The 14,450-nt window shown below is 66.8% G+C and carries 10 protein-coding genes; all 10 read left to right on the forward strand.

What is annotated here, in order from left to right; translation table 11 throughout:
- The 10 genes from POS15_RS10860 (at nucleotide 1) to POS15_RS10905 (ending at nucleotide 14,449) form a co-directional block, all read left to right on the forward strand.
- Complete coding sequence (locus POS15_RS10860; RefSeq protein ID WP_284128151.1) at nucleotides 1-1,191, forward strand: 1-deoxy-D-xylulose-5-phosphate reductoisomerase; 1,191 nt, start codon at nucleotides 1-3, stop codon at nucleotides 1,189-1,191.
- A 34-nt stretch (nucleotides 1,192-1,225) separates the two neighbouring features.
- Nucleotides 1,226-2,584, forward strand: coding sequence for an RIP metalloprotease RseP (gene rseP / locus POS15_RS10865; RefSeq protein WP_026069974.1), 1,359 nt, complete (start codon nucleotides 1,226-1,228; stop codon nucleotides 2,582-2,584).
- A gap of 73 nt (nucleotides 2,585-2,657) precedes the next feature.
- Nucleotides 2,658-5,024: an outer membrane protein assembly factor BamA gene (gene bamA / locus POS15_RS10870; protein WP_070426936.1), complete on the forward strand. Its 2,367-nt coding sequence runs from the start codon at nucleotides 2,658-2,660 to the stop codon at nucleotides 5,022-5,024.
- Nucleotides 5,025-5,534: 510 nt separating this feature from the next.
- On the forward strand, nucleotides 5,535-6,557 hold the full coding sequence (gene lpxD, locus POS15_RS10875; protein WP_046272048.1) for a UDP-3-O-(3-hydroxymyristoyl)glucosamine N-acyltransferase: 1,023 nt from the start codon (nucleotides 5,535-5,537) through the stop codon (nucleotides 6,555-6,557).
- A complete protein-coding gene (gene fabZ / locus POS15_RS10880) occupies nucleotides 6,554-7,009 on the forward strand; it encodes a 3-hydroxyacyl-ACP dehydratase FabZ (RefSeq protein WP_019184406.1) in 456 nt (151 codons plus the stop codon). The genes lpxD and fabZ overlap by 4 nt, the downstream gene beginning before the upstream one ends.
- A 19-nt stretch (nucleotides 7,010-7,028) precedes the next feature.
- Complete coding sequence (gene lpxA / locus POS15_RS10885) at nucleotides 7,029-7,820, forward strand: acyl-ACP--UDP-N-acetylglucosamine O-acyltransferase (RefSeq protein ID WP_019184407.1); 792 nt, start codon at nucleotides 7,029-7,031, stop codon at nucleotides 7,818-7,820.
- Nucleotides 7,817-9,097, forward strand: coding sequence for a lipid-A-disaccharide synthase (lpxB, locus tag POS15_RS10890; RefSeq protein WP_284128152.1), 1,281 nt, complete (start codon nucleotides 7,817-7,819; stop codon nucleotides 9,095-9,097). The genes lpxA and lpxB overlap by 4 nt, the downstream gene beginning before the upstream one ends.
- Nucleotides 9,094-9,756, forward strand: coding sequence for a ribonuclease HII (locus POS15_RS10895; RefSeq protein WP_019184409.1), 663 nt, complete (start codon nucleotides 9,094-9,096; stop codon nucleotides 9,754-9,756). The genes lpxB and POS15_RS10895 overlap by 4 nt, the downstream gene beginning before the upstream one ends.
- Nucleotides 9,757-9,959: 203 nt before the next feature.
- Nucleotides 9,960-13,541 (forward strand): DNA polymerase III subunit alpha, encoded by a 3,582-nt coding sequence (gene dnaE, locus POS15_RS10900; protein WP_019184410.1) that lies wholly within the window; start codon nucleotides 9,960-9,962, stop codon nucleotides 13,539-13,541.
- Nucleotides 13,542-13,597: 56 nt separating this feature from the next.
- Nucleotides 13,598-14,449 (forward strand): hypothetical protein, encoded by an 852-nt coding sequence (locus POS15_RS10905; RefSeq protein ID WP_284129635.1) that lies wholly within the window; start codon nucleotides 13,598-13,600, stop codon nucleotides 14,447-14,449.
- Nucleotide 14,450: the final 1 nt, after the last annotated feature.

The raw sequence follows: 14,450 nt of genomic DNA on the forward strand, positions 1-14,450 counted from the left end.
ATGGCCAGCGCCTCCGCCCCCCGCCAGGTCGCCGTGTTCGGCGCCACCGGTTCGATCGGCGCATCCGCGCTGGACGTGATCGCACGCCATCCGGACCGCTACCAGGTCACCGTGCTCGCCGCCGGCCGCCAGGTCGATGCGCTGGTTGCCCTGTGCGCCCTGCATCGCCCGGCCCATGCCGTGATCGCCGATGAATCGCGGTACGCCGCCCTGCGCGACGGCCTGCGTGACGCCGGCCTGGCCACCCAGGCCCATGCCGGCGCCGGGGCGCTGGACCAGCTGGCCGCCAGCGATGTCTGCGACACGCTGGTCGCGGCGATCGTCGGCGCGGCCGGACTGTCCTCGACCCTGGCCGCCGCCGCGGCCGGCAAGCGGATCCTGCTGGCCAACAAGGAATCGCTGGTGCTGGCCGGCGAGCTGCTGATGCGCCAGGCCGCTGCCGCCGGGGCCGAGATCATCCCGATCGACAGCGAGCACAGCGCCATCTTCCAGTGCCTGCGTTCGCGCGATGCCAGTCTGGACGGTGCCGGCGTGCGCCGGATCATCCTGACCGCCTCCGGGGGCCCGTTCCGTGGCCGTACCCGCGAACAGCTGGCCCAGGTCACCCCGGCCCAGGCCGTGGCGCACCCGAAGTGGTCGATGGGCCCGAAGATCTCGGTCGATTCGGCGACGTTGATGAACAAAGGGCTGGAAGTCATCGAAGCCCACCACCTGTTCGGCGTGCCGGGCGAGCGTATTGACGTCCTGGTCCACCCGCAGAGCCTGGTGCATTCGCTGGTCGAGTTCGTCGACGGCTCGACCCTGGCCCAGCTGGGCCTGCCGGACATGCGCACCACCCTGGCCGTCGGCCTGGGCTGGCCGCAGCGGATCGAATCCGGGGTCGGCGGGCTGGACCTGCTGACCCAGGGCCGGCTGGATTTCGAAGCCCCGGACACCGAGGCGTTCCCCTGCCTGAAGCTCGCCTGGCAGGCCATGGCCGCCGGCGGGACCGCCCCGGCGATCCTCAATGCCGCCAACGAAGTCGCGGTTTCAGCGTTTCTTCAGGGGCGGGCAGCTTTCCTTGCCATTCCAGCGCTGGTCGCTAACGCTCTGTCAACACTGTCCAGCGAGTCCGCCGATACACTGGAGGGCCTGCTGACCGCCGATCAGCGCGCCCGCCAGATCACCCAAGCCGCCATCGACCACGCCTGAATGCCCCACACGCCCCCTTACAGTGCTGATCACCATGGGTGATTTCATCGGATCCGTCTGGTGGATGATCGTCAGCCTTGGCCTGCTGGTGACGTTCCACGAGTTCGGTCACTACTGGGTCGCCCGCCGCTGCGGGATCAAGGTGCTGCGCTTCTCTGTCGGTTTCGGCAAGCCGCTGTGGTCGCGCCGCAACCGCGCGGGCACCGAATTCGCGATCGCCGCCATTCCACTGGGCGGCTACGTGAAGATGCTGGACGAGCGCGAGGTCGAGGTACATCCCGCCGAGCGCGGCCAGGCCTTCAACCACAAGACCGTGTGGCAGCGGATCGCGGTGGTCGCCGCCGGTCCGGCGGCCAACCTGATCCTGTGCATCGCCCTGCTGTGGGCGATGTTCGTGATCGGCAAACAGGATTACTCGGCCACCATCGGCCGCACCACCGGCATGGCCCAGACTGCGGGGCTGCAGGCCGGGGACCGTGTGGTCAAGGTCGATGGCCGCAGCGTGGCCACCGCCGGCGAGGCCAGCATGGCGCTGACCACCGCGGCGATGGATCGTCACGATGCCCAGGTCGAGGTCCTCGATGGCCTGGACCAGGTACGCACCCGCACCCTGCCCCTGTCCCAGCTGCCGGCCGGCTTCGATGAGCGCCGCGTTCCCCAGTTGACCGGGCTGAGCTGGCAGTTCTGGCTGCAGCCGGCGCTGGTGGACAAGGTCCTGCCCGATGCGGCTGCCCAGGGCGTGCTGCTGCCGGGCGACCTGATCGTGGCCGTGGACGGCCAGCGCATCGAAGGTGCCGACCAGGTCCCGGCGCAGATCGCCGCGCTCGGCCAGCGCGGTGGGCCCGGCATGATCGACGTCCTGCGCGGCGGCGAGCGGCTGGCGCTGGAGATCACCCCCCGCCAGGGCGTGGACGGCCGCGGCCAGCCGACCTGGCAGATCGGGATCGGTTTCCCCGAGACCCATGCCCCGGCATACGACGCTGAGCTCAAGTTCGGGCCGTTTGCGGCAGTGCCGGTCGCCCTGCGTGAAACCGCCCGGATGGCGGGGGATTCACTGGGGATGATGCGCCGCATCGTCACCGGCAATGCCTCGCTGCAGAACATCTCCGGCCCGGTCACCATTGCCCGGGTCGCCAATGTCTCGGCCAAACGTGGCCTGGACTGGTTCCTGTATTTCCTGGCCCTGCTGTCGCTGAGCCTGTGCATCATCAACCTGTTGCCCATCCCCATCTTGGACGGCGGGCACCTGCTGTATTACCTTATCGAGTTGGTCAAGGGCAGCCCGCTGAGCGAGCGCGCCATGGCTGCCGGGCAGTATGTGGGCCTGGCGCTGCTGGCCGGGCTGATGGGATTGGCGTTCTACAACGACATCCTCGGCCTGGTCCCGCGATGAACTTTTTTCCTTTTGTCGTCGTCTTATGCGCCGGCATCCCGCAATGTTGAAATCGACTCCAACCGGACGTGACATGACGCGACTCCCCAATCGCCGCCTGCTGGCCCTCGCACTCGTTGCCGGTTTCGGCGCGCCCGCCCTGGCGCAGGCAGCCGAGCCCTTCACCGTCAGCGACATCCGCGTGGATGGTCTGCAGCGCATCACCTCCGGTACCGTGTTCACCTACCTGCCGGTGGAACGTGGCGACACCATCACCGACAACAAGGTCGGTGAAACCATCCGTGCGCTGTACAAGACCGGCTTCTTCGAAGACGTCCAGCTCAACCGCCAGGGCGACATCCTCGTGGTCACGGTCAAGGAACGCCCGGCGATCAACAAGTTGACCGTCACCGGCAACAAGGACATCAAGAGCGACCAGCTGCTCAAGGGCCTGAGCGACATCGGCCTGACCGAGGGCGGCACCTTCGACCGCCTGAGCCTGGACCGCGTGACCCAGGAACTGCGCCGCCAGTACAACGACCGTGGCAAGTACAACGTGGACATCACCCCGACGGTGAGCCCGCTGGACCGCAACCGCGTGGACATCGCCATCGCGATCAAGGAAGGCAAGGCCGCCAAGATCCAGCACGTCAACCTGGTCGGCACCGAGAAGTTCCCGGCCAAGGACATCCTGGAAACCTGGGAATCCAAGGAGCACAACTGGGCCTCGTGGTACCGCCGCGATGACCAGTACTCCAAGGAAAAGCTGTCCGGCGACCTGGAAAAGCTCAACGGCTGGTACCTGGACCGCGGCTACGTGGATTTCAGCATCGATTCCACCCAGGTCTCGATCAGCCCGGACAAGCGCGACATGTTCATCACCGCCGGCGTGACCGAGGGTGAGCAGTACAAGATCTCCGAGATCAAGGTCACCGGCGACACCATCCTGCCGCAGGAAGATGTCGAGCGCATGGTGATCCAGAAGTCCGGCGACACGTTCTCGCGTGCGCTGCTGGAATTCAGCTCGGACCAGATCACCAATTCGCTGTCCAACATCGGCTACGCCTTCGCCAAGGTGAACCCGATCCCGACCAGCAACCGTGCCGACCGCACGGTGGCCATCAACATGCAGGTCGTTCCCGGCCCGCGCGTGTCGGTGCGCCGCATCACCTTCAAGGGCAACACCCGCACCTCCGACGAAGTGCTGCGTCGTGAAATGCGCCAGTTCGAGAACAGCTGGTACTCCCAGGCTGCGATCGACCGCTCCAAGATCCGCCTGCAGCGCCTGGGCTACTTCGAATCGGTGGACGTGGAAACGCCGCCGGTCACCGGCAGCAACGACCAGGTCGACGTGGTCTACAACGTCAAGGAAACCACCTCGGGCAGCTTCGTGTTCGGCCTGGGCTATTCCCAGTCCTACGGCATGACCACCTCGGTGCAGCTGTCGCAGAACAACTTCCTCGGCGGCGGCAACCGCGTGTCGGTCGAAGCCTCGCGCAGCAGCTACCTGCAGCGCTACGGCTTCAGCTACACCAACCCGTACTTCACCGATGACGGCGTCTCGCTGGGCTACAACCTGTCCTGGCGCGAACTGGATTACTCCGACTTCAACACCGCGCAGTACAACAGCACCAACGGTGCCGCGCAGGTGGTGTTCGGCGTGCCGATCACCGAGAACGACACCGTCTCGCTGATGGTGGGCATCGACAGCAACCAGATCACCACCTACCAGGGCTCGACCCCGCAGGCGATCATCGATTACATCGACGCCATCGGCCAGCGCACGTTCCATTCCTGGCGCACCGAGCTGGGCTGGGCGCGCGATACCCGCAACGACTACTTCATGCCGACCCGCGGTACCTACCAGCGCGTGGGCCTGGAAACCACGCTGCCGGGCTCGACCGTCGAGTACTACAAGCTGAACTACCAGTTCTCCAAGTACTGGCCGATCATCCCGCAGCTGGTCATCAACACCCGCGCCGAAGTCGGCTACGGCGACAGCTACGGCAATGACACCACCCGCGTGATCACCAACCCGGATGGCAGCACCCGCGTCGTGACCGCCTCGGGCCTGCCGTTCTACGAGAACTTCTACGCTGGTGGTACCAACTCGGTGCGCGGCTTCGAGGACAACACCCTCGGCCCGCGTTCGGAACCGACCCTGAGCTACAACCGCGGCCAGCCGCTGGGTGGCTCGCTGAAGACCGTCGGTTCGGTCGAAGCCTACTTCCCGCGCCTGTTCGACAGCCCCTCGGCCCGCATCTCGGCCTTCGTGGACTTCGGCAACGTCTACAACGGCGTGGACAACTTCAAGGCCAACGAACTGCGCGTCTCCACCGGTGTGGCCCTGCTGTGGCGCGCCCCGGTCGGCCCGATCTCGATCAGCTACGCCTTCCCGCTCAAGAAGGAAGACGGCGACGAAGTCGAGCGTCTGCAATTCACGTTCGGCGGTCAGTTCTGACCGCCTAACGTGAATTGCCCAAGGTTTGCGCAGCAAACCTTGGGGCCCAACGATTCCTCCTATACCCGCGCCGTCGGCGCGGCCCCCTTGACAGAAGGGGGCCTCTCCACCAGACGCGGTACGCATTCGCCGGGCTTTGCCCGGCGTTTTCGTTTGGGCGCTGGGAGCGATCATGGCTCCGTGCCGATCGGGGTTCGAACCAATCATGGGTCGGGGCGCTTTGGGTTGGGATTGATCGTTCGATGCCGCTTTGGGGTGGCACTGGTCGTTCGATGCCGCTCTGGGCAGGTGCCGACCGTTGGTCGGCACGAACGTCCGGGATCAATGCGAGCCGGCCAGCGGCCGGCACTACCCTGCCGCGCGCGGGTTGAACCATCGGGGTCCGTGGGGGCTGCCCGCCACGGAGCCGCGCGATCACCCCGGATGCGCCGGGCCGCAACAAACCGCCCACCACACCCCGGAACCCCCGCCCCGCATGACCGTTTCGGCATCACACGGTAAACTCCCCCGGTGAACACTCCTACCTATACCGCCCAGCAACTCGCCGAGCAGTTTGGCCTGCAGGTCCATGGTGATGGCAGCACTGCCATCCATGGCGTGGCTACGCTCGCCCATGCCGGCCCCGGCCAGCTCACCTTCCTGGCCAACCCGCGCTACCGCGCGCAGCTGGCCGACAGCCAGGCCGCCATCGTCGTGCTGCGTGCCGAGGATGCCGAGGCCGCGCCCGGCGCCGCCCTGGTCGCCAAGGACCCGTACACCACCTTCGCCAAGATCGCCGCGCTGTTCGACATCGCACCGCCGCGCGCGCCGGGCATCCACCCCAGCGCCTGCATCGATCCGGACGCCCAGGTCGCCGCCAGCGCCCACATCGGCCCGTTCGTCACCATCGGTGCCCGCAGCGTGGTCGGTGAGAACTGCATCGTCGGCCCCGGCAGCGTCATCGGCGAAGACTGCACCCTGGAGACCGGCTGCGAGCTGATCGCCCGCGTGACCCTGGTCACCCGCGTGAAGCTCGGCAAGCGCGTGCGCATCCATCCCGGCGCCGTGCTCGGTGCCGACGGGTTCGGCCTGGCCATGGATGCCGGCCACTGGATCAAGGTGCCCCAGCTGGGTGGCGTACGCATCGGCGACGACTGCGAGATCGGCGCCAACACCTGCGTCGACCGCGGCGCGCTGGAAGACACCGTGCTGGAAAACGACGTGCGCCTGGACAACCTCGTCCAGATCGCCCACAACGTCCAGATCGGCGCCCACTCGGCCATCGCCGGCTGCACCGGCATCGCCGGCAGCGCCAAGATCGGCCGTTACTGCCTGCTGGGCGGCGCCGTCGGCGTCGTCGGTCACCTCGAAATCTGCGACAAGGTCGTCATCACCGGCAAATCGGTGGTGCGCAACTCCATTCATGAGCCGGGCGAGTACTCCTCCGGCACCCCACTGACCGACAACCGCACGTGGCGCAAGAATGCCGCGCGCTTCAAGCAGCTCGATGCGCTCGCCCGGCGCATCCTGTCTGTGAGCAAGGAGAAGGAATGAGCAACAACCAGAATCTGCCGGACATCAACCAGATCCAGCAGTTGATCCCGCACCGCTATCCGTTCCTGCTGGTGGACAAGGTGATCTCGCTCGATTTCGAGAACCGGAAGATCGTCGCCACCAAGAACGTCAGCATCAACGAGCCGTTCTTCCAGGGCCACTTCCCGGGCCAGCCGATCATGCCCGGCGTGCTGATCATCGAAGCCATGGCCCAGGCCGGCGGCGTGCTCACCCAGCTCACCCTGGGCCGCGATGCGCAGTCCAAATTGTTCTACATGGTCAAGGTGGACAAGGCCCGTTTCAGCAAGCAGGTCGTGCCCGGCGATGTGCTGGAAATGCACGTGGAGATCAAGCGCGTGATCCGCAACATGGCGGTGTACGACTGCGTGGCCAAGGTCGATGGCGAGATCGTCGCCTGCGCCGAAGTGCTGTGCGCCGGCACCCGCGAATGATCCTGGCAGGAGAACTGCAATGAGTGACAACGCCCCTCTCATCCACCCCACCGCGGTCATCGACCCGTCGGCGACGCTGGCTGCGGATGTGCGCGTGGGTGCGTTCTGCCTGATCGGTGCGGACGTGGAGATCGGTGCCGGTACCGAGATCGGTCCGCACTGCTCGATCCATGGCCCGACCCGGATCGGCCGCAACAACCGCTTCATCGGCCATGCCGCGATCGGTGGCGAGCCGCAGGACAAGAAGTACAAAGGCGAGCGCACCGAACTGGTGATCGGCGATGACAACGTCATCCGCGAATTCGTCACCATCAACCGTGGCACCGCCGGTGGCGGCGGCATCACCACGGTCGGCAACGACAACTGGATGCTGGCCTATACCCACGTGGCGCATGACTGCCACGTTGGCGACCACTGCGTGTTCTCCAACAACACCACGCTGGCCGGCCACGTCACCGTGGGCGACTACGTGATCATCAGCGGCTTCGCCGGTGCCCACCAGTTCTGCCGCATCGGCGCCCACGCCTTCCTCGGCATGGGTGCGCTGACCAACGGCGACGTGCCGCCGTTCACCATGGTCGGCAGCGACAGCCTGGGCCGCCCGCGCGGCATCAACAGCGAAGGCCTCAAGCGCCGTGGGTTCGACGCCGAACGCATCGCCAGCATCAAGCGCGCCTACCGCACGCTGTACGTGGCCGGCCTGCCGCTGGCCGAAGCCAAGGTGCAGCTGGCCGAACAGGCCAGCCACAGCGCCGATGTGAAGGACCTGCTGGACTTCATCGAAAGCGCCGAGAGGCCCTTGCTGCGATGACGGGTCCAGGCGGGCACACCCCGGGCATCACCACCGCCGAGATCATTCCGCTCGCTGCGATGGCGACCAGCGTCGAACAGACGCTGGCCGTGCGCACCTCCGACCGCCCGGTGCGGATCGCCCTGGTCGCCGGCGAAGCCTCCGGTGACCTGCTCGGTGCCGGCCTGGTCCGCGAGCTGCGCCTGCGCTTCCCGAACGCCGAGTTCGCCGGCATCGGCGGCGATGCCATGCGCAGCGCCGGCTGCCAGACCTGGTTCGATGCCAGCGAACTGGCGGTGATGGGGCTGACCGAAATCCTGCGCCACCTGCCGCGTCTGCTCAAACTGCGCCGGGAGTTCCGCGCGCGTGCGCTGGAGTGGCAGCCGGACGTGTTCATCGGCATCGACGCACCGGACTTCAACCTCGGCGTCGAGCGCTGGCTGAAGGACCGCGGCATCCGCACCGTTCATTACGTCAGCCCTTCCGTCTGGGCCTGGCGTGAGAAGCGGGCCGAGAAGATCGGGGCCAGCGCCGACCTGGTGCTGTGCCTGTTCCCGATGGAACCGCCGATCTACGCCAGGCACGGCATCGACGCCCGCTTCGTGGGCCACCCGATGGCCGATGACATCCCGCTGCACAATGATCGCGAACAGGCGCGTGCCGAGCTCGGCCTGCCCTCCAATGCCAAGGTGCTGGCGGTCCTGCCGGGCAGCCGCCTGGGCGAGATCGGCAAGCTCGGCGAGCCGTTCTTCGAAGCCGCCTGGCAGGTCTCCGAACGCATTCCGGGCCTGCACGTGGTGGTGCCGGCGGCCAACGCCGCCTGCCGCCAGCTGATCAGCGAGCAGCTCTCCGCCTCGGCCCTGCCGGTCGCCCATTCGCACCTGCTCGACGGCAACGCGCGCACTGCGATGATCGCCGCCGACGTGGTCGTGCTCGCGTCCGGTACCGCCACCCTGGAGACGATGCTGGTCAAGCGCCCGATGGTGGTCGGCTACCGCGTTGCCGAACTCACCTACCGCATCGTCAAAGCGCTGGGCCTGCTCAAGGTCGACCGCTTCGCCCTGCCCAACATCCTGGCCGGCAAGGACCTTGCCCCGGAACTGATGCAGCACGACTGCACGCCGGACAAACTGGCCGCCGCGATCCTGCAGTGGTTCGACCACCCCCAGCGCGTGATCGACCTGCACGACACCTACGAACGCCTGCACCTGCAACTGCGCCGCGATGCCTCCGCACGCGCCGCCGACGCGGTGACCGACCTGCTCGAACGCGGCCCCAACGGCGGTCGCGCCGCATGAGCCGTCGCCACGCCGCTGCCGCCTCGCTGGCCCTGTTCGACGGCGCCGCCCTGGCCACCGTGGCCCCGCGCTACGTGGCCGGCGTGGATGAAGCCGGCCGCGGCCCCCTGGCCGGTCCGGTCGCCGTCGCCGCCGTCGTGTTCTGCCCGGACCGCCCACGCCTGAACGGCCTGGACGACTCCAAGCAGCTCACCGCTGCCCGCCGCGACCAGCTCTACGACAGGATCCTCGACCGCGCCCTGGCCTGGCACGTGGTGATGGTGGACGTCAGCGAAATCGACGCGCTCAACATCTACCAGGCCACGATGCTCGGCATGCGCCGCGCCGTCGAAGGCGTCGCCCACGTCGCCCAGTTCGCCCGCATCGACGGCAACGTCGTCCCCAAGGGCCTGCCCTGCCCGGCCCAGGCGTTGATCGGCGGCGATGCCCTGGACCGCGCCATCATGGCCGCCTCGATCCTGGCCAAAGTCAGCCGCGACCGCTTCATGCAGCGCCTGCACGACGCCCATCCCGAGTACGGCTTCGACCAGCACAAGGGCTACGGCACCCCCGCTCACCTCGCCGCCCTGCGCAACCACGGCCCCTGCCCCCAGCACCGGCGCAGCTTCGCCCCCGTGCGCGCGTGCCTGGAACCTGCGCTGAGCAGCCTCCCCGCCTGAGCGCTGCCATGGCCGGACGGCACCCGGCACCACAGCGCTGGACATACGGGGGTTGCCCGCCACTGCGCATCGGCCAGCGGTGGCGTCGGATGCCCTGGCAAACCTGAACCCCAGCGCCCGCCCGCGCCCCCGCAACACCCCTGTCAAGCCTTGTTAGCGTCCACCACCACCGCTACCCTGACCGGGCATCACATTGGTTCGGCATGTCCACTTCCCGTTTCGTACATCTCCACGTCCACACCGAATTTTCGCTGGCGGATTCGACCATCCGTGTCCCGGCGAAGCCGGATCAGGCTGACCCGAAAAAAGCCAAGCAGGCCAACCTGCTCAGCCGCGCGGTCGAACTGAAGCTGCCTGCACTGGCAGTGACGGATCTCAACAACCTGTTCGCGCTGGTCAAGTTCTACAAAGCCGCCGAAACCGTGGGCATCAAGCCCATCGCCGGCGCGGACATCATGATCGCCGAAGAAGGCATGACGCCCTGGCGCATGACCCTGCTCTGCCGCGACCGCGAAGGCTACCTCAGCCTCTCCAGGCTGCTCACCCGCGCCTGGATGGAAGGCCACCGCCCCGAAGGCGGCGTCGCTGTGCACCCGGAGTGGCTCAAAGCCGGCTGCCACAACCTGTTTGCACTGGCCGGCCGCGACAGCCTTGCCGGCCGCCTGGCCGGCGATGGCCGCCATGACCTGGCCGAGCAGCAACTGGCCGACTGGCAGCGCGTGTTCGGCGATGGCCTGCACCTGGAGCTGACCCGTACCGGCCGCGACGGCGAAGAAGCCTTCAACCAGTTCGCCCTGCAGGCCGCCGGCCAGCGCGGCCTGCCGGTGATCGCCAGCAACGATGTGCGCTTCCTGCAGCCGGAAGACTTCAACGCCCACGAAGCCCGCGTGTGCATCTCCTCCGGCCGCGTGCTGGACGACCCCAAGCGCCCGCGCGACTACAGCGACCAGCAGTACCTCAAGTCCGCCGAGGACATGTGCGCGCTGTTCGCCGACATCCCCGACGCGATCGACAACACGCTCGCGCTGGCCGAGCGCTGCAACATCGAAATGCGCCTGGGCACCTACTTCCTGCCCAACTACCCGGTGCCCGAGGACGAAACCCTCGACAGCTGGATCTGCAGCGAATCGCGCAAGGGCCTGGAAGCGCGCCTCGAAAAGAATCCGCTGGCGCCGGGCAAGACCCGCGCCGATTATTTCGAGCGCCTCGAGTTCGAACTGGCCACCATCATCAAGATGGGCTTCCCCGGCTACTTCCTGATCGTGGCCGACTTCATCCAGTGGGGAAAGAACCAGGGCATTCCGATCGGCCCCGGCCGCGGTTCCGGTGCCGGCTCGCTGGTCGCCTGGGCGCTGCAGATCACCGATCTGGATCCGATCCCGTACAACCTGCTGTTCGAGCGCTTCCTCAACCCCGAACGCGTGTCGATGCCCGACTTCGACATCGACTTCTGCATGGACCGCCGCGACGAGGTCATCGACTACGTCGCGCGTAAATACGGGCGCGACCGGGTCAGCCAGATCATCACCTACGGCACCATGGCGGCCAAGGCCGTGGTGCGCGACTCCGGCCGCGTGCTCGGCTTCCCGTACGGCCTGGTCGACGGCGTTTCCAAGCTGATTCCGAACATCCTGGGCATCTCGCTCAAGGATGCGATGGGCGAAGGCAAGGATTCGGAAATGGCCTCGCCGGAGCTGATCCAGCGCTACCAGAACGAAGATGATGTCCGCGACCTGATCGACCTGGCACGCCAGCTCGAAGACCTCACCCGCAACGCCGGCAAGCACGCCGGCGGCGTGGTGATCGCACCCGAGCCGCTGGCCGAATTCTGCCCGCTGTTCGCCGAACATGACGAAGGCGGCCGCGGCCGCAACCCGGTCACCCAGTTCGACAAGAACGACGTCGAAGAAATCGGCCTGGTGAAGTTCGACTTCCTCGGCCTGCGCACGCTGACCATCATCGACTGGGCGGTCAAGGCGATCAACAAGCGCCATGAACGCGCCGGCATCCCGCCGGTGGACATCACCGCGCTGCCGCTGGATGACGTGCCCACCTACAAGGACATCTTCGCCAACGGAAATACCGGCGCGGTGTTCCAGTTCGAATCCTCGGGCATGCGCCGCCTGCTGAAAGACGCGCGCCCTGACCGCTTCGAAGATCTCATCGCGCTGGTGTCGCTGTACCGCCCCGGCCCGATGGACCTGATTCCTTCCTTCAACGCGCGTAAGCACGGGCAGGAAGAGATCATCTATCCCGATCCGCGCACCGAAGCGATCCTGAAAGACACCTACGGCATCATGGTGTACCAGGAGCAGGTGATGCAGATGGCGCAGATCGTGGGCGGTTACTCGCTCGGCGGCGCCGACCTGCTGCGCCGTGCGATGGGCAAGAAAGTGCCGGCCGAAATGGCCAAGCACCGCGAGATCTTCCGCGAAGGTGCGGCCAAGGATGGCGTCGTCGAAGCCAAGGCCGACGCGATCTTCGACCTGATGGAGAAGTTCGCCGGCTACGGCTTCAACAAGTCGCACGCCGCCGCCTACGCGCTGGTCAGCTACCAGACCGCCTGGCTCAAGCGCCATTACCCGGCCGAGTTCATGGCCGCGACGCTATCCTCGGACATGGACAACACCGACAAGGTGGTCGGCTTCCTCGCCGAAGTGCGCAACCTCGGTCTGACCGTGCTGCCGCCGCGCGTGAACGAATCGGCCTACATGTTCGAAGCCTCCAGCGCCGACACCATCGTGTATGGCTTGGGCGCGATCAAGGGCGTCGGCCAGGGTGCCTGCGAAGCGATCGTGGAGGAACGCCAGCGTGGCGGCCGCTATGCATCGCTGCTGGATTTCTGCATGCGCGCCGAGTCCGGCAAGCTCAACCGCCGCACGCTGGAAGCGATGATCAACTGCGGCGCGATGGACGGGCTCGGCAAGAACCGCGCTTCGCTGATGCTGCAGCTGCCCGAAGTGCTCAAGGCCACCGACCAGATGGCACGCGAGAAGGCCTCCGGCCAGAACTCGTTGTTCGGTGCGCCCGATCCGGTCACCACCGCGATGCAGCTGGAACTGCCCGAAGCCAAAGAGTGGGCGCTGGGCCAGCTGCTGGAAGGCGAACGCGAAACGCTGGGTTTCTATCTCAGCGGCCACCCGTTCGATCCCTACGCCGATGACGTCAAGGATCTGGTCGGCACCGACCTGGGCATGCTCGAGAAGCTGATCCCGCCGGCACGCCCGAGCAAGGATGGCGAGAAGCGTGCCTGGCGCCAGGAAACCCCGGTGATCCTCGCCGGCCTGGTGGTCGGGGTGCGCCGCAAGGGCGAGAGCCAGATCTTCATGCAGCTCGAAGACGGCAAGGGCCGCGTGGAGTGCAGCGCCTTCACCGATGGCCTGGCCGAGTTCGGCCACCTGATGACCAAGGACCGCATCCTGGTGGTCAAGGGCGGCCTGCGCGAAGACGAGTTCAACGGTGGCTACGCGCTGCGCATCCGCCAGGTCTGGGATTACGAAGACATCTGCGCCAACTACGCCACGCGCCTGTCGCTGCGGCTGGACCTGCGCCAGGACGGCGCCGTGTGGAACCGCATCAACGCTTTGCTCGACCGCCATCGCCCGGGCCGCACGCCGCTGCGCCTGGACCTGCTGCTCGGCTCGGCGCAGGGCCCGGTGGCCGGCATGCTCGATGTGGCCGGTGAGATCGCCGTGCGCGTGGACAGCCAGCTGGTCGAAGCGCTGCGCGCCGACCCTGCGGTACGCACGGTGAAAGTGCGCTACAGCCCGCCCTGGGCGAACTGATTCTTTTTTTTCTGTTGCAACACAGGTGTTTTGTTTTGATCAAGCGTTTTACCGGGCTGCTGATCGCAGCCGCTGCCCTCACCGGCTGTTCCAGCCCCGCCCAGACGTTCGAGATCGACAACCCGGGCGATACCCCGCTGACCCTGCGCATCGATGGCAACGAACTGCCGATCGCCGCGCACGCCTCGCGCCCGGTCAAGCTCAAGCCCGGTGAACATCATCTGCAGACCGAACGCCTCGGCGACGTGCGCTTCATCGTCTACGCCAAGGGCAAGGGTGGCCTGATCAACCCGACCCTGGCCGAGTACGTGATCGCCAACGAGATCTACGTCACCGGCGAAGACAAGCTGAGGAACTTCGGCGACCTGAACAACCAGATCGAGCTGGGCGGCGTCAACTTCGAGGGGCCGTACCAGAGTACCCACGCGCTGTTCATCGACAAGACGTGGAACTTCGGCGTCCACGAGCCGTTCCCCGAAGAGCAGACCGTGATGCACGTGGACGCCAGCGGCGGCCGGATCAACGCCAAGATCTTCACCGCCCCGGCCTTCATCGACTATGTCGAAGACAACCTGGGCGACCCCGGCGTCTATGTGCGCCACCAGCCCAAGGGCTATGTCGCGCCCACCTACACGCTGGAAGCCGCTCCGACCGCCCTGCCTGCGCTGGACCCGGCCTTCGAGGCCCATGCCGGCCCGCTGCGCGAGCTGTACACCCGCTACCTGCATGCCACCACCGCCGATGCGCAGCTGCAGCTCCAACAGGAGGCCTTCCAGGCGCAGATGGCCTTCACCGCCGCGACCGCCACGCTGGGCTCGGGCCTGCCCAAGGAGGCCAACGAGGGCTACAACACCTTCGTGCAGACCCGCAGCAGGCTGATGGGCAGCGCGGCGTTGGTCGTGCCCTGAC

The organism is Stenotrophomonas sp. BIO128-Bstrain, from assembly GCF_030128875.1.
GTDB lineage: Bacteria > Pseudomonadota > Gammaproteobacteria > Xanthomonadales > Xanthomonadaceae > Stenotrophomonas > Stenotrophomonas bentonitica_A.